This is a genomic window from Pantoea sp. GbtcB22 (assembly GCF_019091025.1).
GTDB classification, from domain to species: Bacteria; Pseudomonadota; Gammaproteobacteria; order Enterobacterales; family Enterobacteriaceae; genus Pantoea; species Pantoea leporis.
The window spans coordinates 295494-316656 of the sequence record NZ_JAGXKB010000002.1 but is presented as its reverse complement, the minus strand read 5'-3'; the positions used below and the strand labels follow the sequence as shown (position 1 = coordinate 316656).

At 56.3% G+C, this 21163-nt stretch carries 16 protein-coding genes and 1 pseudogene; 4 read left to right on the top strand and 13 right to left on the bottom strand.

The window, feature by feature from the left end:
- Positions 1-16 precede the first annotated feature (16 nt).
- The 3 genes from malM to malK form a co-directional block, all read right to left on the bottom strand.
- The gene (malM, locus tag KVT28_RS09320; RefSeq protein ID WP_217547933.1) at positions 17-940 is read right to left on the bottom strand and encodes a maltose operon protein MalM; all 924 of its coding nucleotides are present in this window, start codon (positions 938-940) and stop codon (positions 17-19) included.
- Positions 941-1037: 97 nt separating this feature from the next.
- Positions 1038-2339, bottom strand: coding sequence for a maltoporin (locus KVT28_RS09315; RefSeq protein WP_137387053.1), 1302 nt, complete (start codon positions 2337-2339; stop codon positions 1038-1040).
- A gap of 41 nt (positions 2340-2380) precedes the next feature.
- On the bottom strand, positions 2381-3490 hold the full coding sequence (gene malK, locus KVT28_RS09310; RefSeq protein ID WP_101761287.1) for a maltose/maltodextrin ABC transporter ATP-binding protein MalK: 1110 nt from the start codon (positions 3488-3490) through the stop codon (positions 2381-2383).
- A gap of 363 nt (positions 3491-3853) precedes the next feature.
- Between malK and malE the strand changes: the two genes are divergently transcribed.
- Genes malE through malG form a run of 3 tightly spaced genes read left to right on the top strand, consistent with a single transcriptional unit; the run spans position 3854 to position 7525 of the window.
- Entirely contained in the window at positions 3854-5044 is a 1191-nt protein-coding gene (gene malE / locus KVT28_RS09305) for a maltose/maltodextrin ABC transporter substrate-binding protein MalE (protein ID WP_192235192.1), read from the top strand.
- A 60-nt stretch (positions 5045-5104) separates the two neighbouring features.
- Positions 5105-6625 (top strand): maltose ABC transporter permease MalF, encoded by a 1521-nt coding sequence (gene malF / locus KVT28_RS09300; RefSeq protein WP_217547930.1) that lies wholly within the window; start codon positions 5105-5107, stop codon positions 6623-6625.
- Positions 6626-6634: 9 nt separating this feature from the next.
- Complete coding sequence (malG, locus tag KVT28_RS09295; RefSeq protein WP_008110659.1) at positions 6635-7525, top strand: maltose ABC transporter permease MalG; 891 nt, start codon at positions 6635-6637, stop codon at positions 7523-7525.
- Positions 7526-7707: 182 nt separating this feature from the next.
- Here malG and KVT28_RS09290 read toward each other — a convergent pair whose 3' ends face one another.
- The 10 genes and pseudogenes from KVT28_RS09290 to KVT28_RS09245 form a co-directional block, all read right to left on the bottom strand.
- Positions 7708-8919 carry a DUF4236 domain-containing protein gene (locus tag KVT28_RS09290; protein WP_217547927.1) on the bottom strand — a complete coding sequence of 404 codons (1212 nt, stop codon included), beginning with the start codon at positions 8917-8919 and terminating at the stop codon, positions 7708-7710.
- Between the two features lie 150 nt (positions 8920-9069).
- Positions 9070-9588 (bottom strand): O-acetyl-ADP-ribose deacetylase, encoded by a 519-nt coding sequence (locus KVT28_RS09285; protein WP_217547925.1) that lies wholly within the window; start codon positions 9586-9588, stop codon positions 9070-9072.
- Positions 9589-9627: 39 nt separating this feature from the next.
- Positions 9628-10106, bottom strand: a pseudogene (locus KVT28_RS09280) (Hcp family type VI secretion system effector).
- Positions 10107-10861: 755 nt separating this feature from the next.
- Entirely contained in the window at positions 10862-11347 is a 486-nt protein-coding gene (locus tag KVT28_RS09275) for a hypothetical protein (RefSeq protein WP_254633491.1), read from the bottom strand.
- Positions 11348-11582: 235 nt separating this feature from the next.
- A complete protein-coding gene (locus KVT28_RS09270) occupies positions 11583-12389 on the bottom strand; it encodes an ABC transporter permease (RefSeq protein WP_217547923.1) in 807 nt (268 codons plus the stop codon).
- Complete coding sequence (locus KVT28_RS09265) at positions 12382-13248, bottom strand: ABC transporter permease (protein WP_101761280.1); 867 nt, start codon at positions 13246-13248, stop codon at positions 12382-12384. The genes KVT28_RS09270 and KVT28_RS09265 overlap by 8 nt, the downstream gene beginning before the upstream one ends.
- Positions 13248-14330, bottom strand: a complete 1083-nt coding sequence (locus tag KVT28_RS09260; protein WP_217547920.1) for an ABC transporter ATP-binding protein — start codon at positions 14328-14330, stop codon at positions 13248-13250. Before KVT28_RS09260 ends, KVT28_RS09265 begins: the two co-directional genes overlap by 1 nt.
- Positions 14327-15403 (bottom strand): PotD/PotF family extracellular solute-binding protein, encoded by a 1077-nt coding sequence (locus KVT28_RS09255; RefSeq protein WP_217547917.1) that lies wholly within the window; start codon positions 15401-15403, stop codon positions 14327-14329. Before KVT28_RS09255 ends, KVT28_RS09260 begins: the two co-directional genes overlap by 4 nt.
- On the bottom strand, positions 15387-17417 hold the full coding sequence (locus KVT28_RS09250; protein ID WP_217547914.1) for a hydantoinase B/oxoprolinase family protein: 2031 nt from the start codon (positions 17415-17417) through the stop codon (positions 15387-15389). Before KVT28_RS09250 ends, KVT28_RS09255 begins: the two co-directional genes overlap by 17 nt.
- Positions 17414-19471 carry a hydantoinase/oxoprolinase family protein gene (locus KVT28_RS09245; protein WP_217547911.1) on the bottom strand — a complete coding sequence of 686 codons (2058 nt, stop codon included), beginning with the start codon at positions 19469-19471 and terminating at the stop codon, positions 17414-17416. Before KVT28_RS09245 ends, KVT28_RS09250 begins: the two co-directional genes overlap by 4 nt.
- Before the next feature lie 210 nt (positions 19472-19681).
- Between KVT28_RS09245 and KVT28_RS09240 the strand changes: the two genes are divergently transcribed.
- Positions 19682-21157 carry a Sapep family Mn(2+)-dependent dipeptidase gene (locus KVT28_RS09240; protein WP_217547908.1) on the top strand — a complete coding sequence of 492 codons (1476 nt, stop codon included), beginning with the start codon at positions 19682-19684 and terminating at the stop codon, positions 21155-21157.
- The last annotated feature ends 6 nt before the right edge of the window (positions 21158-21163 follow it).

The window sequence follows — 21163 nt, the reverse complement described above, 5'->3', positions numbered from 1 at the left end:
GCACTGCCGGGGCGGATTACCCCTTGCCTTTAACACTGCTGATAAACACCTGTCTGGCCGACGTGGAGCCTAAACGCTCGGCCTCGTCCAGCAGCTTCAACGCCTTATCGATATTGCCCTTCTCAACCGCCTCGCGGATGTTCTGATTAAAGTAACCTTCGGTATCCGTCATGATCGGTTTAGGTTTTGCATCCGAAACCGGGGCAGCACGATAAGTCGCCGGCGCAACCGGCTGCGTATTGCCCACCGTTACCGGCGCAGGACTCGATGCTCCAAACAGCGGTCCAACCAAAATGGATGAACCTGAACTGGTTTTCACTTTCAGTTTCAGGGTGCCATCGCGGCTGTGCTGCGCAATCGGATCGGGAATATCCGGCACCGCATTGCCAGTACCGCGTGCGTAGGCTTTCGCCGGATCCAATAACGTGGTGGTTTCGGTCAAATCCTTCTCGGTGGTGAATACCAGCAGATAGATCTTTTGTTGACCCAGCGCAGGCGTCAGTTTCATCACGCCTTCCAGCCGATCCGCCGCCATCACGCCCGGCTGCTGGTAGGTGAAAAAGCGCGCCGGGAACCAGGCCGCCGGACGCATGTTCTCATCCAGCACCAGCACATTCGGTGCGAACACCTGATTTTGTTTCACTTCACTGCTCAGCGTAATGGTGAGTTCACCGATATTGGCTGGCAAGCTGTAGGCCGCCACCGAACCCGTCACGCCCGCTGCATTCAGATTGCTATGGCTCTCACTCAGCGTAGTGACCTGCGTGCGGGAGGTATCGACCGGCAGCCAGCTCAGCGTTTGCAGGCTGGCGGCGGGGAATGTGGGCGCGGCAGAGAGATCCTGTGGCACCAGATTGACATCCGCGAGCGCCGGTAAACTTTGGCCGGCCAGCAGCGCGGCGCTCAGGCAGAGCGCAAAAACCGTTTTTTTCATTCTCATTGTATAACCTCAAAAAACTGTCAGGCGGCGGCGCGAACCAGGCAATGGCGCGCCGCGCCGAAAAGAGATCGTCTCAGTTAAGCCACATGCGGGAGCATTACCACCAAATCTCCATCTGCGCCCCGAATGTCACCTCATCGTCGTTGCCACGGCTGTTGGTCAGAATGCCGTTGCCGCTGCTGTCGTTAGAGGCAAAGGAGGTCAAATCACCTGAGCTATCTTTGCTGTAACCCCACTTCTCATCCCACTTGGCGTAAGTCGCGAACAGACGCAGTGCCGGACGCGACCAGATGCTGTCGCCCGCCTGCCACTGTTGCGCCAGCGTCACTTTGTACTGGCCGTTGCGCTCGTTAACCTGCTGCGACTTCACGTTGTCGTAGCCCACTTCAAGCAGCGTGCTCATGATTGGTGTCCATTTGTACATGGGGCGCACGCCCACGGTGTACCACTCGGTACCACGGTTGTTATCGAGATCGGTGTTCTGGTACATGGCGACATACATCAGATCCCAGCGATCGGCGAGGCTAATTGCACCGTGATCGAGTACGCGATACATGCTGCCGCTGTTGTTGATGTTGGTGCCCTGCGGCAGCCCTTTACCCTGCGACGTCAACGCATCGGTGGCGTACTGCAGCACGAATTTGTTGTAGCCCTTCAGCATGCTCTGCGTATGTTCGGCGGTGAACATCCAGCCATCTTTGGAGGCGTTATCTTCCAGGCGATAACCGTCACGCGCGTTGGCGCGGCCATAATCGACGCCCAGCTCCAGCACGCCGTTCGGGTTGGTTTCAAGACCTGCGAGGCGCACATCAAACACGTCGTTGGCGGTGCTGGTGGCGTAATCACGAATCTGATCGCTGGAGAAGGTATAAGAACCGCCCGCTTCGGAGGAGCGCGTGGCGGCAAAAGAGAGTTTGCCGAAGCCGAGATCGACATCTTCCAGACCGGCACCGGGACCGGATATATCCCAGTAGTAGAAGTCGATCATATGCACGTCATGACGCTGGTAGAAACGCTTACCGGCCCAGATGGTGGAACCCGGCAGCGCGTCGATCAGGTTTTTGCCTTTGACGTTGGCTTCGCGGAACGCGGGCGAGGTCGCTTCCCAGTCATTCTGCTGAGAAACCGAATAGGCGACGTTGGTATCGAAGTAGAAGCTCTTATCGCCCTCTTTCCACACTTCCTGGCCCAGCTTCAGCTCAGCGTAGGTTTCACATTCGTTGCCCAGACGGTATTTACTTTGAGCACCGGTGGCCTGAAAACATTGCTGTTCCCCGCCGCTGCCGGTCCAGCCGATGCCGGAACGGGCATAGCCGGTAAAATCGACTGCCATCGATGGGGCAGCGAGCGTGCCTGCCGCGATAGCAACCGCGATAGGGAGTTTGCGCAGAGTTAACATTTTCTATCTCCTGAGGTCATTGCTTTTATTGTTTTGCAGGGCTAAACACCGGGTTCCTGATGTAGCCGGCGACAGGCGCTGCCATCTTCACGGAAAAGATGGCAACGCTCTGGCGGCAGGCCGATGCCCATCAGGGCGCCCTCTTCTACCAGCACGACGTCCTCCTGGCGATAAACCAGGCTTTGACGAATGGCGGGAATCTGGATGTGAATTTGCGTTTCGTGGCCCAACTGCTCCACCACCGTCACCTCGCCTTCGAGGGTGACGTCAGCGATATCGCTGGAGAGCAGATGTTCGGGACGAATGCCTAACGACATGTTGCTGCCCACCTGCACACCGGCGCTGTCGACCGGCAGCCACACCAGCTGGGTATTGGGTAAACGCACCTGAACCTGATCGATGGCGGTGGCGGTGACTTTTACCGGTAAGAAATTCATGCGCGGTGAGCCGATAAAACCGGCAACAAAACGATTGGCGGGATAGTGATACAGCTCGAGCGGCTTGCCGACCTGGGCAACGTGGCCGCCATCCAGCACCACGATCTTATCAGCCAGCGTCATCGCTTCGGTCTGATCATGGGTGACGTAAATCATGGTGCGCTTCAAACGCTTATGCAGGCGTGAGATCTCGATGCGCATCTGCACGCGCAGCGCCGCATCAAGGTTGGAGAGCGGCTCATCGAGTAGAAACACCCGTGGTTCCGCCACCAGCGTTCGGCCAATCGCCACGCGCTGACGCTGCCCGCCAGACAACGCTTTCGGACGGCGATCCAACAGATGCGCCAGCTGCAGCACTTCCGCCACCTGATTGACCCGCTGCTGGATCTCCGCTTTGCGCGTGCCGGCCAGCTTCAGGCCGAACGACATGTTCTCAGCCACCGAAAGGTGGGGATACAACGCGTAGGACTGAAACACCATGCCGATGCCGCGCTCGGCGGGCGGCACCTCATTCATGCGTTTGTCGCCAATAAACAGATCGCCGCTGGTGATGGTTTCCAGACCGGCAATCATGCGCAGCAGCGTCGATTTGCCGCAGCCTGAAGGTCCGACAAAAACCACGAACTCGCCTTCAGCGATCTCAAGGCTGATGTTTTTCGACACCTCGGTTTCGCCCCACACCTTGGAGACACTGCGCAACGTAACGCTCGACATGATGCTTTCCTCTCAGCTTGCTATTCCTTGTCCGCAAGTCGGCGGACAGACCCCGGCGACCACTATGGGCAAAGACATCAAGGCCGACATCCTCCACCGCACGGCATCAGCGTGGGGGAGGAGACGGGAGGAGGAGATCTTGCAAACCTGTCTGATAAAACGCGGCAGGCAACCATTTTTGTGAGCTATGACGCAGAGCAGAGCGACGATTGTGTGCGCCAGCCCGTGATAACCGGGTGGTTTTACAACGCAGATCACATCAGGTGATAAGCAGGCGTAGAGCCGGGGAGGATGAGAAGCGGCGGCAGATACTCACAATGTGGCAGGTAAAACGATTTCCGTTTCCGCTAACAGGATGGAGTTATGACAATGAAAACCGGTGCACGCATTCTTGCCCTTTCCGCCCTGACGGCCGTGCTGTTTTCAGCCTCTGCCGTTGCAAAGATTGAAGAGGGAAAGCTGGTCATCTGGATCAACGGCGACAAGGGCTACAACGGCCTGGCTGAAGTGGGTAAAAAGTTTGAGCAGGAAACCGGCATCAAAGTGACGGTTGAGCATCCGGACAAAATGGAAGAGAAGTATCCGCAGGTGGCCGCCACCGGCGACGGCCCGGACATCATCTTCTGGGCGCACGATCGCTTTGGCGGCTATGCGCAGTCAGGCTTGTTAGCGGAGATTTCGCCGGATGCGCGCTTCCAGGAGAAAATCTTCCCCTTCACCTGGGACGCGGTGCGCTTCAACGGCAAGCTGATCGGTTATCCGATTTCGGTTGAGTCGTTATCCCTGATCTACAACAAAGATCTGCTGCCTGAGCCGCCAAAAAGCTGGGAAGAGATTGCCGCCATTGATAAGAAAATGCGCGCGCAGGGCAAGAGCGCCATGATGTTTAACCTGCAGGAGCCGTACTTCACCTGGCCGCTGCTGGCGGCGGGCGGCGCTTATGCCTTTAAGCTCAACGATGGCCGTTACGACGTCAAAGATACCGGCGTGGATAACGCAGGGGCAAAAGCGGGCATGAGCTTCCTTGTCGATCAGGTGAAGGCCAAAACGCTGAATGCCGATACTGATTACTCCATCGCTGAAGCCGCCTTTAACAAGGGGCAAACCGCCATGACCATTAACGGGCCGTGGGCGTGGAGCAACATCGATAAGAGCAAAATCAACTACGGCGTCACGCTGCTGCCCACGCTGCATGGCAAAAATTCGAAAACCTTCGTCGGCGTGCTGAGTGCCGGCATCAACGCCGCCAGCCCGAACAAAGAGCTGGCCAAAGAGTTCCTGGAGAATTACCTGCTGACCGACGCCGGTCTTGATGCGGTCAACAAAGACAAACCGCTCGGCGCGGTGGCGCTGAAATCGTTCCAGCAGACGCTGGAAAAAGATGAGCGTATCGCCGCCACCATGACCAACGCGCGCAACGGCGACATCATGCCGAACATTCCGCAAATGGCTGCCTTCTGGTACGCGATGCGCACCGCCACGCTGAATGCGCTGAGCGGACGTCAAAGCGTCGATGCGGCGCTGAAAGATGCGCAGGCACGACTCAACAAGTAATCCTCTCTACCAGAGCCGGCGCAATCCGGCTCGTTACTGGCTGTTAAGGAAAACCGCATCATGTCAGGAAAACCGAAAACAGCACGGTTCAGCGCCGTGCTGAAGGCTCTTTTTCTCGGTATCTGCTGTCTGCTGGTCGGCTATCTGCTCGTGCTGATGTATGCAAAAGGTGAATATCTGTTTGCGCTGGTGACGCTGATTATCAGCGCCGTCGGCATCTGGATTTATGCCAATCGTCGCGCTTATGCCTGGCGCTATGTCTATCCCGGACTCGCCGGTATGGCGCTGTTCGTACTGTTTCCGCTCGCCTGTACCGTGGCGATTGCCTTTACCAACTACAGCAGCACCAACCAGCTGACGCTGGAACGTGCGCAACAGGTGTTGCTGAGCCGTCAATATCAGGATGGTTCGGCGCTGAACTTCTCGCTGATCCCGGCGGGCGATCGCTGGCAGCTGGTGCTGACCGAAGCCGCCAACGGGCAAACCTTCGTCTCGCCTGCGTTTGCCTTTGGCGGATCGCAGAAGCTGAAACTGACCAGCGCCCCGCCACCGCCGGGTGAACGCGCCACGCTGCGCATCGTCACCACCAATCGTCAGGCGCTGAACCAGATTCAGGCCGAACTGCCGGATGGTCGTCTGGTGGTGATGAGCTCACTGCGTCAGTTCTCCGGCACGCGCCCGTTGTATGTGCTGCAAGCCAACGGCGACCTGAAAAATCAGCAAAGCGGCGCGCTTTATCAGGCCAATCGTGAAAGCGGTTTCTATCAGAACAGCAGCGGCGAAGTGCTGAGTCCGGGCTTTACGGTGAATACCGGCTGGAAGAATTTCATTCGCGTGTTTACCGATGAAGGGATTCAAAAACCGTTTCTGGCGATCTTTGGCTGGACGCTGCTGTTTTCGTTTGTGACGGTAATTCTCACCGTGGCGGTCGGCATGGTGCTGGCTTGCTTAGTGCAGTGGGAAGCACTGAAAGGCAAAGCGGTATATCGCGTGATGCTGATTTTGCCTTACGCCGTGCCTGCGTTTATCTCGATATTGATCTTCAAAGGCTTATTCAACCAGAGCTTCGGTGAAATCAACGTGATGCTGAAAGCGCTGTTTGGCTTCCAGCCCGCGTGGTTCAGCGATCCGACGCTGGCGCGCACCATGCTGGTGATTGTGAATACCTGGCTGGGCTATCCCTACATGATGATTCTCTGCATGGGGCTGCTGAAAGCGATTCCGGACGATCTTTATGAAGCCTCGGCGATGGACGGCGCCGGGCCGCTGCAGAACTTCTTCCTGATTACCCTGCCACTGCTGTTGAAGCCGCTGATGCCGCTAATGATCGCCAGCTTTGCCTTTAACTTCAATAATTTCGTGCTGGTGCAGCTGCTGACCAACGGCGGACCGGATCGTATCGGCACCACCACGCCAGCGGGTTACACCGATTTGCTGGTCAATTACACCTGGCGCATTGCGTTTGAAGGTGGCGGCGGACAGGACTTTGGTCTGGCGGCGGCGATCGCCACGCTGATCTTCCTGCTGGTGGGCGCGCTGGCGGTAATCAATCTTAAAGCCGTGCGGATGAAATTCGATTAAGGAGGCGTTATGGCTATGGTGCAACCCAAATCGCAAAAGTTGCGTCTGTTGATGACGCATCTGCTGCTGCTGATGTTTATTGCGGGAATCCTGTTTCCGCTGCTGATGGTGTTCGCCATCTCACTGCGCGCCGGTAACTTCGCCACCGGCTCGCTGATCCCGGAGCAGATTTCCTGGGAACACTGGCAGCTGGCGTTAGGTTTCAGCGTGGAGCACGCCGATGGCCGCGTGACGCCGCCGCCCTTCCCGGTGCTGCTCTGGCTGTGGAACTCGGTGAAAATCGCCGCCATCAGCGCGATTGGCATTGTGGCGCTTTCTACCACCTGCGCGTATGCCTTTGCGCGCATGCGTTTTGCCGGGCGCGCCACGCTGCTTAAAGGCATGCTGATTTTCCAGATGTTTCCAGCCGTGCTGTCGCTGGTGGCGCTCTATGCGCTGTTTGATCGCCTGGGACAATATTTGCCGTTTATCGGCCTGAATACGCATGGCGGCGTGATCTTTGCCTATCTCGGCGGCATTGCTCTGCACGTCTGGACCATTAAAGGCTATTTCGAAACCATCGACGGTTCGCTGGAAGAAGCCGCCGCGCTGGATGGCGCCACGCCGTGGCAGGCGTTCCGGCTGGTGCTGTTGCCGCTCTCGGTGCCGATTCTGGCGGTGGTGTTTATTCTGGCATTTATCGCTGCGGTTACTGAAGTGCCGGTCGCGTCGCTGCTGCTGCGCGATGTGAATAGCTACACGCTGGCGGTCGGCATGCAGCAATATCTCAACCCGCAAAACTATCTGTGGGGCGACTTTGCCGCGGCGGCGGTGCTCTCTGCAATTCCGATTACGCTGGTGTTCCTGCTGGCCCAACGCTGGCTGGTCAGCGGCCTAACGGCTGGTGGCGTGAAAGGCTAATCCGTTTATTAACCTCCTTCCTCAATGTTCACTGCAGTTGAGGTTTTTGGCGGCCTTAGGGCCGCTTTTTTTATGGGTGTGGGGTTATTACAGATCCTTTTGTCACCCGATATAGACTGAATCAATGCGGTCGCGTCAAATTTGGTTAGGGTTTCCGAGTAGTAGAGGCCGCGATCATCTTCTCAAACAATAGGTGTAACGGGTTGAAAAATGAATGTTGCGCTCATGCGACGCTGTGTTTGGAATTTATCAAAAGCGTCAATCGGGCTGACATTTTCCAGATTGCTAAAGTTGAGCCGTTCAAATAAATAACGTTCAATACGTGAGGATAGGATGTATTCATCATTTAAGTGCCCGGTCTGTTTACTGATTCGCTGAGTAAAGCCGCTAATGATAACGGTATTAAATGGCAGCGCGCAAAAAGCCATACCAGCCAGCCGCAATACGATACCATGCACATGCAAAGCATAACGTTCTCGCATCGCCTTTTGTGACAACTCTTTTTCAATAATCTCTGTTCCACGGGCATTCACCCGTACTGATGAAGTAGGCAGCATTTCATATTCTGGCAAATCTACTTCAATGAGAATTTCAGATGTGGAGGCATTCACCTGAAACGACACCAGCGTCTCGCGTGGCCAGTCCGCAGCTAGAATGACTTCGGACAGAAGTGATTCGAAATAGCTGTTATCGGTGGCGAATTGCGATTCAATATTTGCCAACTTGCTTGCAATCTTCTTTTCATGTTCAGCCGCATCGAATTTCCAGTTAGCGTATAGCTCCGCCCAGCGCTGACGCATCGCCTGATATCGCTTCAGAGAAAGTTCGTTTTCCTGTTCGCACTCTTTTACTTCTCGTTGCCATTGCTCAATATTACGTGTTTGCCGATCCTGGCGAGCAGAAGCTGATTCAAATATTCGTCCAATAAGACCACGACCTTGATTGTCATCAGGTTGTTCAGGTGCAATAAGAGGAACGGGCTTTTCGGGACGGACAGGTGCAGGCACATTGTAGGGCTGCAACATCAACTGCCGATAATGCGCTTCGAGCTCGGAGTAGGAATGCCCCGTACGAGGATCAGGTGTAAGGAGATAGATATTCACAATATCGTCTACAGCCTGATTAAGCGCTTCCACCTCTTGCTCAAGCTCTTGCCGTAAATAGGGATCCTCTTGTCGAGAAGCATTGCGTTTTCTGCTCGCTGCACTTGCTCGATCTAAACGAGTTCGATAGCTCAATCCCGTCCCTGGAAGTCCCAGATTGGCATAAGTACCGCGTTTGCCGAACGAAACGGATGCCCCTCGCGGCCCAACACTCATACTCGCACCCGAGCAGCTCAGGTTCATCCTTACACCTGGAATAATGCTTATCGATTTTCGAAATCTAAACCCCATGTTATTAACCATTCCTTTTGATTATTGAGTAAGGGTAAAAAATTGCCATTTTTCCCGGCTTAAGATGGCGATAAGATAGCCATCAATGTTGTTTAGCCAACCGTAAATATATCGTTATTCGAGTGCGGCTGAATGAAATTATACAGAACTTTATTGCCCAAGCATTTTTGAATACAGGTCGTAATTTTCCTCATCAAAGCAGACCAAATTGACTTGCTCGAGATTGGCGTTCTCACGCAAACACTGATCAATCACGGCTAGTGCGATTTCAGCCGCCAGCACTTTCGGAAATCTGTATATACCAGTGCTAATATTAGGAAACGAAACGGTTTGAATGCCGTATTCTTTTACCAGTTTAAAACAGCTCAGATAGGCATTTTTCAACAGCGTTTCTTCGTCATGTTGCCCGTCATGCCAGTGTGGACCAACGGTGTGAATGACATATTTTGCTGGCAAATCACCCGCCGTGGTGATCACTGCATTTCCGACTTTGCAGCCACCTTGTCGATTCCTGATTTGCTGACACTCAGCCAAAATCGCTGGCCCGCCCGCACGATGGATGGCGCCATCAACTCCGCCGCCGCCAAGCAAGGAGGTATTGGCGGCGTTCACAATGGCTTCCACTGGGACTTTGGTTATATCGTCTTTGAGCAATACTATTTTGTTCATGTATTTCTAATCCTCAGCGTCAGCAATCTTAGCCAGAAGCTAAGCAATCATCCTCTCATTCCATCCATCCTTAAACACGATGTTACCGTCCACGTATTTCCATGTAATCGTTTCAGATCGTAGCTCAATATTTTCCAGATGCGTGCTGGTCTGGCCGTTTGGCAGCAGAGCCGGTGAGATGCTGGAGATTTTGACGTTATCCAGGCGGATATTAAATACTCGACCTCAATACCCGCTTCGTTAATTCGGTACATCTTGATGGTCGCTGATTTCAGCGTTCTGGCCTGACACAATGCACGAAACAGCACCGGCGTTGTTCTATCGAACTCCTTTTGAACGGATATTGGTGCATGAATTCTTGTGGCCGTAAGCCTTCCCGTGTGCGGATCCACCGGGATGGTAATGTTGTGCATGACGGAGTTGAGCTCTATCGAACCGAGTCTGGTCGGCATCATGCACGAGCCCACAATCGGCGAACCGCTTTCATCTTCTAACCAGATATGTGCTGGAGTTGACATATTTAATCCCTTAAAGTTTTCGACATTTATAAACAACAAAAATATACGCGCACAGGTAAACTATACATACACTCATCATCCCACTCTCAGGATAGAAATAAAATTTCAACATACCAAACACAAGCGCACATAAAACGGGAACGTATATGCGTAATAGAAATTGCAATTGCGTTATCAACCACCGATTTAAAAACCCTCTCATAGTTTTACTCCAACCTACTCGTATACAAGTCTGACGAGCATTTACACCTAATTACATTGAACATATGCTATTTCTCTAAGAGTCTTAAATTCACAATCAAGAACATATGTTTAGCCTGCAAAAATAGGCACCTAAACAAAAATACTTCAAACTTAAATTTAACGACATTTGTAGATGACAAATGATAGTGAGCACAAATAAAATATCCCCACACCTAACATACTGCTATCTGGGAAAAAGTAAATTTGTAGTAACGCAAAAAGTATTGTTAATACTATCGGCACGTAAGTGCAGATCAGGAACTTCGATTCTGATATTAACCATTGCTTTAAAAATTTCTTCATCATTTCCCCACTAACTTCATCAATACTCCAGCGACTTCGTAATCTGAAAGCCATTGATTTTTTAGCGCACCAGCCCGCATAAATGAAGGTTCAATAAGGAAATACATCATTTCGAGTTCTCGCATATACAATGCGTGGTAAAAAGGAGGGTGCATTATTTGCAAGCGCTTTGCGCTGTCTGCTGCGTTTTGAACTATGGCATAAATTCCCTATACTGACGCTGCCGCACCAACTGCAGTACCAACATTACGGCCAACAGGAAGCGTTATATTCATCCCCATGACGACAGCCATAGCCGCTCCAGCACCAAATGCGCGCGTAGTTAGTGTGCTGGCTGCAATGTGAATGTGTGCTCGCATTAGATGAATTTTAATTGCTTCGAGTTGGCGATAAGATCTGCCTCCAAGCTGATAGTCTATGTAGGTTTGCAACAGTGCAAAAATAATATCTCTGTCTTTTATTAACCGAACGACTGCTTTTCTAAAACGATTATCTTCCAGCATCTGATTTTTACAGACGTCCATGTATTCATCAGTAAAACACGATGCATAAAATGAAAGCCGGGTCGCCCCTTTATTGATCTTACTGACCTGATCCGAAACTACATCAATAACGCCGGAAACGGCATTGTCGAGCTTTTCTGCCAGAATCCTTTGCGCCTGTAGCTGCCGTATCACCGCATCACTGTGGTACATAAATATCCCTATAGTTAATCCCGTTAACCACGCAAACCATAGGGGAATAATAAAATTCAGTGAAGCGAAAATTTAGCCAGTTGTGATCCCTATTCATAAAAAAAACCGCACTTACCAGTGCGGTTTACTCGTTTAACTAAAGAATTTTCTGAGAAAGACCCGTAAACGCAATATCCATTATTTATCACGCAACGATCCCATTATTTCCCCATCACGGCGGCGATAACCGAACAATCTAACTCAACTTCACCAGCCCAATCGTTTTCTCAATTACCATTAAAATCAGCACCGCGAAGATAATAAAGATTACCGAAATCGCATTCACCGTAGGATCGAAAGTCTGATCGACGTAATTAAACACCCGAACCGGCACGGTGATGGTGTCTGGCGCGCTGAGAAATAGGCTCACGGAGACTTCACCAAACGAGGTCACCGCCGCAAATACCGCACCAGCCAGAATGCCGGGTTTAATCAACGGCAGCGTGACGTGGCGAAACGTATACCAGCGCCCCGCGCCCAAACTCATCGATACCGCTTCGAGCCGCTTATCCATCGCCGCCAGACTCACGCTAACGGTGCGCACCACATACGGTAGCGCCACCACCACATGGCCAATCACCAGCCCGCTGATCATCCCGGCGATACCCGCCGCCGTCAGCACATAGAGCAGCGCAATACCCAGCACCACTTGTGGAATCATCAGCGGCGACAGAATAAACGCCTGCAACGCCTCGCGATAGCGGAACTCCAGCCGCGCCAGTGACCAGGCGGCAAACGTACCCAGCACCACGGTGATTGGCGTGACGATCACCAGCAGCAAGGCGCTGATCCACAGCGACGCGATCCAGCCGTCATCCTGTAAAAGCGCGCTAAACCAGCGCAGCGAGAACCCCTGCGGCGGAAACTGCGGATACGGTTCCGGGCTAAACGCCGAGAGCACAATCACCAGCACCGGCAGCGCTAAAAAGGCGTAAATCACGATGCCCGCCAGCGTCACGCCGAACTGCGTCAGGCGCTGTGCCAGGCTTTGCGTGTTATCCATGATTTTTCTTCTCCCAGCGTTTCAGGAACGCGCCCGCAATCCCGGCGACAATCAAGGTCATCACCAGCAACGTCAATGACAGCGCCGCCGCCAGCGGCAGGTTAGCGATCTGCATCGCCTGCTGATAAATGGCGATCGGCAGCAGCGGCTGTAAGCGCCCACCAATCAGCAACGGCGTGATGTAGCTGCCCGCCGCGAGGGAAAAGACGATGATGAAACCGGTCAGCATGCCGGGCAGCGTCAACGGCAGCACCACACGGCGGAAGGTCATCGCGGGCGTAGCACCCAGACTCATCGCCGCCAATCGCAGCGAGGGCGCGATTTCATTCAGCGAGGTAATCAGCGGCAGCACGGCAAACGGCAGCATCACCTGCACATAAGCGATGATCACCGCATTCATGTTCCACAACAGGCTCAGCGGCTGTGGAATCAGACCGGTGAACAGCAGGAAGCCGTTGATCAAACCGTTCTGCGCCAGCAGCACAATCCACGCGAAGGTGCGGATCACCACGCTGGTGAGCAGCGGAGAAATCAGGATCACATACAGCAGCGTGCGCCAGCCGCGCCGCTGCGTCGTCACCAGAAGCCACGCCGCCGGCCACGCCAGCAGCACGGTAATCGCGGCGGTGAGCAGCGACACCCACAGCGTGGTCCAGAGCGCGTGCAGATATTGCGGATCGGCAAACACCGTCACATATTGCGCCAGGCTGTAACCGGGCAGCGGATTGAGCAGGCTATCAACGTTGGTCAGGCTTTGATCGAACAGCAGCAGCAGCGGCACCAGCAAAAACAGCAGCAGAAAAAGTAGCGATGGCGTCAGCAGCAGCCAGGGAAACAGATTACGCGTGGCGATCTTCATCAGGCGCGCTCCTGCGCGGGCAGCACGATGACATCCGCCGCTTGCCAGTGCAGATAGCAGCGATCGCCCGGCGCGGGCAGCTGTGAAAAGTGCGCTTCTGCTGGCTGCACGCGGATCTCGCCGCCGCCCGGCAGCTGGCACACCAGCCGCAAGGTCGCACCGGCAAAACTCACTTCTTTCACACTGGCGGCGCTGCCGTTGCTGGTAAATTGCTGCGGCTCGCTGGAGAACTGCACGCGCTCGGGGCGCACAATCAGCAACGATGAGGCACTTGCCGGTTGCGCGGCGCTGAGTTGCAGCGCTGATCCGGCGACAACAAAGTGATCGCGCGCCTGGTAAAGTCCGTTGTGCGCAGAGGCATGGAACAGATTGGCCTGTCCGACGAACTCCGCGACAAAGCGATTCGCTGGTTGGCGGTAGAGCGCGGCGGGTGCGCCAATCTGCTGCAGCTCGCCCTGCCCGAGAATGCCAATGCGATCCGACAGCGTCAGCGCCTCTTCCTGATCGTGCGTCACCAGCACCGTGGTGATGCCGACGCGCTGCTGCAACGCGCGCAGTTCGTCCTGCATCTCCTTGCGCAGGCGCGCATCGAGATTCGACAGCGGTTCATCCAGCAGCAGCACCTGCGGTTCAATCGCCAGCGCGCGCGCAATCGCTACGCGCTGCTGCTGTCCGCCGGAAAGCTGATGCGGCATGCGCTGCGCCAGCCCTTCCAGTCGCACCTGCTTTAGCGCTTCGGTGACACGACGCTGCCGTTCGCTGCGCGATACTTTGCGCACCTTCAGCCCGAACGCGACGTTATCGCCCACGCTCAGATGCGGAAACAGCGCGTAGTTCTGGAACACCATGCCGATGTGGCGCTGATACGGCGGCAGCGCGGTGACATCCTTGCCACCAATCAACACGCGCCCGTTATTCGGCGACAAAAATCCGGCGATGATATTCAGCAGCGTGGTTTTGCCGCAGCCGCTCGGCCCGAGCAGGGAGAAAAACTCGCCCTGCTCGATGGTGATGCTGACGTCATTCAGCGCGCGATGGTGATCAAACTGCCGCGCTACGCCGTCAATGACGACTGAACTCATTTCGCACCACCTAGCGCCTGGCTCCAGCGACGCGTCCAGTCCGCCAGCTGCGGCGTGGCGGTGCTGTAATCAATCCAAATCAGTTTGCTGTAGGCTGCTTCGCCCACTTTCACCTGCTTCTTCAGGTTGTCGCTGTACTGCACGTCTTTGTTGGTCATGCCATACAGTGATTTATCCGAGAAGGCTTTCTGCACGTCGGGCGCAGACATGGCGTTAACCACTTTGTAGGCGTTGACGAGGTTCGGCGCGCCCTTTGGAATCACCCAGTTCGCGGCACCGACAACCGGGCCATCGGACGGATAGACGAAATCAACTTTCATGCCCTGCTGCTTGAGCGCAAACACGCGGCCATCCCAGTACGGCACCACCCACGCATCGCCACGCTCCAGCAGGGTTTGAATCGCGCCCGGACTGTCCGGGAACGCCACCGCGTTGCCGCGCAGTTCCGCCAGTTTGGTGAAGGCTTTGTCCACGGCGGCAGGCTGATTAAGTTCACCGCCCAACGCGTGCACTAAGCCCGCGAAGAACTGCAAACCGGCGGCGTAGGTCGGCGATGAAATCGCTACGTGGCCTTTGTATTCCGGATTCCACAAGTCGAGCCAGCTTTTAGGCGGGGTTTTCACCAGATCGCTGCGATAAGCGAGGCCAAGCTGGCCGAGGCTGAAGGCGGCGGCGTAGGTTTGATTGTCATAAACAAAGCGCGACTGCACGCTCTGATACAGATTATTCAGGTTGGGAATATCTTTGGCATCCAGCGGCTGCAGCAAGCCCGCCGCCTGCGCGCGCTGCACGGTATCGGGCTGGAACACCACCACGTCATACGGCGAACGACGGCCTTTGGCGGCACGCAGCTTGGCAAACCATTCGGCATCCGCGCCCGGCACCACGGTCAGCTTCAGGTGATTATCTTTGGCAAACTGCTCCAGACCGGACGCGCGGATATTTTTCTCCCAGTCACCGCCGTAAACGCCAACGATCACCGAGTCTGTGGTTTCAGCCGCGCTCGCCGCACCGCTGATCAAGATGCCCACCAGCGCGGTGAGCAGGATTTTTTTATTATTTAACTGGCGCATGGCCATCTCCTGGTATTGAGGTAATTGACGCTGAAAGTTCACTTTCCAGCGCGCGCAGCGCAGCGGTAAACACCTGGCGCGCCGTCGCGATAGCTGGAGAAGTTGAACGGGGAAAATCTGCCGGTAACTGCGCTAACGCGGCGGCAAACACCGCAGAGCGATGGCGCTGGCGTTCGGCCGGGCTGAGTGGATAAAGCAGCTGATTGAGCCGCATCAGCAGATCGCCATCAAATAGCGTCTGCCAGTTCTCGCGCGCCGCGCCGAAAGAAGATGACGCCGCACGCGGTTGGCTGCGCAAGGCGGTGGTGGCCGCGGCATCAATGCCGTTATCGGTAAGCACCACGCCATAGTGCTGCGCGGCATCGGTGTGGCTCAGCAAATGGTTATCGACATCGTTTTGCACCGCCAGCGCATCGCGCTTGAAGGGATCGCCCCAACCGCCGCCGCCGGGCGTTTGCAGCAGCACTTCGTCACCGGCGTTGACGCTCAGCAGATCGATCTTGCCGAGTGGCTGGCCGCCCGCGACATCAGGATTAAGCGTCAGCGTGGTCGATTGCCCCGGCTGACCGCCCTGCACGCCCCACGGCTGGAACAGCAGGCGCTCCATGCCGCGCGCCAGCAGCGTGCTGTCATTTTGCAAAATGCGCACGCGAATCTGCTGGCCCATGCCGCCGCGCCATTGTCCTGCGCCGGCAGAACCGGGGCGCAGCGCGTACTGGCGGATTTCGATATGGGTTTCCGCTTCCACCATCTCCACCGGATTGTTCGCCAGATTCGAGATGCTGTTGTCGCGTCCGTCGATGCCATCGCGCCCCCAGCGCGCCCCGCCACCACCGACCAGCGGTTCGATCACTTGCACATTCTGCTCGCGGCCATTGCGTGCGACTTCGGCGATCACCAGCGGAATAATGGTGCCACCGCTGGCGGCGGGCATTACGTCCGGCAACGGCTGACCCAGCAAACCGTTCAGCAGATCATTCACGCGCACTGCCGCCGCATGGCGTACGCCAACTGCCGCCGGATAATGCGGATTGACCAGCGATCCGGCGGGCGCAAACAGCGTCACGGGCGCGAGTAATCCGGCATTCAGCGGCACGCCTTTGTCCAGCGTGCACACCAGCGCCAAAATGCGCAGCGTCAGCCACGCATGTGGATCGCCGTGGCTGGGAATGTTGATCGCCGCCGCCACCTGCGCATCGCTGCCGGTGAAATCGAGATGCACGTTGCCATCGTTAAAGGTGGCGGTGATGGCGAGCCGCACCGGCAAGCCGCTGCCTGCGGCGTCATCGAGGTAATCTTCAAACTGATACACGCCGTCGGGAATGCGGCGCAGCACCTGGCGCGCGCGGATCGCCGAATATGCCTGCAAATCCTGCTGCGCCTGCACCACGTCCGTAGCGCCATGCTGCGCCACGATGCGATTCAGACGATCGTGACCGGCATTGAGCGCGGCCAGCATCGCCTGAATATCGCCAGCAATCGCATCCGGCGTGCGGCTGTTGGCGGTGAGAATGTTCATCACATCACGATTGACTTCACCCGCACGCACCAGCTTGACCGGCGGAATTTGCAGCCCTTCCTGATAAATATCGCTGTTGGTCGGCGAGATGCTGCTCGGCACGCGCCCGCCAACGTCGGAGGCGTGTAAAAAAGCCCAGCCCCACGCCACCAGTTCGCCTTCGACGAACCACGGCGCCAGCACCTGCAAATCTGGCAGATGCGTCGCCAGCCCGCGCGAGCGCCAGGGATCGTTAGTCAGAATCACATCGCCGGGCGCAACCTCGCCGACCGCCTGAATCGCGGTTAGCGCGTTCAGCCCGACAAAACCGGAAACGCCAATACCTTTCGGATAGGCAAAGAAGCGGCCTTGCAGATCAGCCACCGCGCAGCAAAAATCGGCGGTTTCCTTGACGTACAGCGTGCGTCCGGTGCGCTGCAGAATGTGGCACATCTCTTCGGTGAGCGCGGTGAGTTTTTGGTTGAGGATTTCGAGAGTGATGGCATCCAGTTTCATGCTGCGTCTCCCGTTACACGCGCAATCAACAGATTGCCGCTGCTATCGGTGCACGCCGACCAGCCAGGCAAGATCAGCGTGGTGGTATCCTCTTGTTCGATCACCGCCGGGCCGTGAATGTGGCTCTGCTTGCCGATGTTCACACGTTGCCAGATGCGCGCATTCACCCAGCCGCCGCGCAGATAAAGTGGGCGCGAAACTGGCTCATCAATCTCATTCTCAGAGTTAAAAGGTTTGTCGGTAGGGCGCGGCAGCGCGGCGTTCAGCGACAGGCGCAGTGTGGTAAGTTCAATGGCCGCGTCAGGCGTGTTAAAGCCATAACGCTGCTGATGCAGCTGCTGAAAACGTTCCAGCAGTTGCTGATGCGTGATGCTTGCCGGGCTGCCGAGAGTGACGCTGAGTTCGTAGGCCTGTCCGGCATAGCGCATATCCGCTTCCACCCGATAATGGGCGCGCTCGCTGAGGCGGCTGGCCTGTTCGGCAAACCACTTTTGCGCCAGCTGATGCAGCTCCGCAACGGTGGCGGCGATTTTGCCGTAGCTCTCCGCTGTAACGTTGATGCGCAGGCTGCGCACAAAGTCGCGGCGGATATCAGCGCTGATCGCGCCCTCGGCGCAGAACGTGCCGGGACGCAGCGGCACCAGAATGCGGTTGATGCCCGCCTCTTCGGCAAAGAAGTTGGCGTGGGTCGGGCCCGCGCCGCCAAAGGGAATCAGCGTCAAGCCATCGGCGGTCAATCCGCGCTGCGCCAGCGCTTTGTTCAGTTCGGTCGCCATCTGCGCGGTGGCTACTGCGATAGCGCCGCTTGCCACCTGTTCGGCCGCCAAACCTAACGTTTCGCCCAATTCGCTGAGTGCGCGAAGTGCGGCGGCGTGATCCAGCGTGATGGTGCCCGCCAACGCCGCGTCGGCGGATAAGATGCCGCTCACCAGATAGCAGTCGGTGAGCGTGGGTTGCGTGCCGCCGCGCTGATAGGCAACCGGACCCGGATCCGCCCCCGCACTTTCTGGGCCAACCTTGAGAATGCCGAAATCATCGACATGCACGATGGAGCCGCCGCCGGCACCAATCGCCGATACGCCCACCACCGGCAAAATCAGCGGCAGGCCGCCAATCTCGGTGCGGTTAACGCGTTCGATTTCGCCCTGCTCCGACAGCGAGATATCGCTGCTGGTGCCGCCCATATCGAAGGAGACAAAACCTGTACCGGACGCCAGATGCGCCGCAGCAATCACGCCGGATGCCGGTCCGGAGAGTAGCGTGTCCACCGGGCGCTGATGTGCGGCGTCCAGCGGCAGCACGCCGCCGTTGGACGCGGTGATCAATAAGGGAACGTCAATCGCCTGCTGCGCCAGTAAATCGCTCAGGCGGTTAAAGTAGCGCTGCATCAGCGGCTGAATATAGGCGTTCAGCCCGGCCACCAATGTGCGTTCATACTCACGAATCTCCGGCCACAGCTGCGCCGAAGAGAGCACCGGCACCGTGCCTAACTTTGCAGCCAGCGCGCTTGCCAGTTCCGCTTCACGCGTGGGATTGGCATAACCATTGATGGTCACCAGTGCCACCGCGCTCACCTTGAGTTGCAGAACCTCGGATACCACCGTCGCCAGTTCGGCCTCAGTTGGCCACTGCGTCACTTCACCGGCGGGACTAAAACGCGCCGGGATCTCCAGCACGCGCTGACGCGGTAAAAAAGGCGGCTCGCGGTCGGCATGAAAATCAAAGGAGGACGGCATACGCGCACGCGCGATCTCCAGCACATCGCGGAAACCGGCGCTGATCACTAGCGCGATATCCGCGCCGCGCCGCTGGATAATGGCGTTGAGGCCCAGCGTGGTGCCGTGCAACACCAGCGATAGCGCGCTGGCGGGCAAACCGCTTTTCAGCAGCACGGCGCGCAGCCCGTCACTTACCGCCAGAGCGGGATCGGCGGGCGTGCTGGGCTGTTTATGGAAAAAGCGTTGCTGGCGTTGCGGATCAAATAAAACAAAATCGGTAAAGGTTCCTCCGACATCCACGCCGACTGTCGCTCCGGCTGCGGGGCTGTTATCCACCTTAATTCTCCTGCATTACTGGTGACTTAGCGTCGTAGGGCGTTAATCTCCGTTGCTTTGCCATGCAATACGAGCAACAAAAATAGCTAAGCTTTGCAGGAATGCGCATGAAGTGGCGCTTAGCTGCGTGGTAGCAATGGTTCGCGCAAATGCGTCTAAGCCGACGCGGTGGAATGTTTTATGTTGTGCATAAATTGAAGGAGAAGCCTTATGTCCGCGTCGTTATCACCTCAGGAAAGCGCGCTGTTGCCACAGATCCAGCAATGGATTGCGGAGCACCGCGCCGCATTAACCAATGATTTGGCCGAATGGATTGCTATTCCCAGCATCAGCCGCGCCGACCGCGCAGCGCCCGGCGCGCCTTTTGGCCCCGAGTGCGCGCAAATCTTGCAGCAGGTGTTAGATCAGGCCGAGCAGGCCGGTTTCAAAACCGAGCAGCATCAGGGCTACGCCGGTTCGGTGATTTATGGCGAGCACGCGCGCGACATCGGGCTGATCAACCACCTGGATGTGGTGCCAGCGGGCGACAACTGGACCTTTCCGCCCTTTGCGCTAACGCAGCACGGCGATTTTGTGATTGGTCGCGGCGTGGCGGATAACAAAGGGCCCGGTGTGCTCAATTTCTATCTGTTAAAGCTGATGCGCGATCTGAATATTCCGCTGCATCACAATCTGCGCATCGTTTATGGTCTGGCGGAAGAGACCAACATGGCCGATATGGCGTGGTTTGCGGAGAACGGTCCGGTGCCTGATTATTCGATTGTCACCGATGGCATGTTCCCGGTGAACAATGCGCAGAAAGGACAACTCAGTTTTACCCTGAATGTCGCCGAGTCGGGCGTGCTGGCGGATATTGTTGCCGGATCGGCCAGCAATAGCGTGCCGGATTTCGCCAGCGTGCGAATTGCGCAGGCCGATCAGCATGCGGTTAGTGAAAAGCTGGCGCTGCTGCAGGGCATTGCCGCGACCTACGTATCGATCAAGCCGGAAAACGATGGCGCTTTCACCCTGGAAGCGCGCGGCAACGGCGGGCATGCCGCCTTCCCCGACGGCACGCTGAATGCCACGCAGGTGCTGCTTGCCGCGCTGATTGAGCTGGAGCTGCTGGGCGATCACGAACGTCAGCTGGCGGAAACGCTGGTACAGCTGTTTGCGTCGCCGTATGGCGAGAGCGCCGGATTGGGGCTGGAAGATGCGGAGTCCGGCAAACTGACATTGAACGCGGGCGTGTGGTACAGCCATCGCGCCGACACGCTGAGCATTGACTGCGATATCCGTTATCCGGTTTCGTGGCGCGGCGAGCAGATCGTCGAGATGCTGCAACAGCAGTTAGCCGCTACTACCATTACGCTCGATCCCGGCTGGCGCGACGTGGCTCCGTTCTTCCTGCCGGCCTCACATCCGGTGATATCGCTGCTGCAGCAAGTGTGGAATGACACCACCGGCAATGACGATCGCCCTTACACGATGGGCGGCGTGACCCATTCGAAGAAGCTGCCAAACGCCATCACCTTTGGGCCCGGTTACCGGAAAACCGCAGCAAACACGCCCAATTTTTTACCCGAAGGCCATGGATTGCCGCACGGTGCCGACGAGACAATCCATCTGCCATCGCTGCTGGAGGCGTTGCCGAAATATGTGATCGCGTTGATCAGGTTGGATAGTTATTTGCTTGCGCAGGGCTAAACCGAT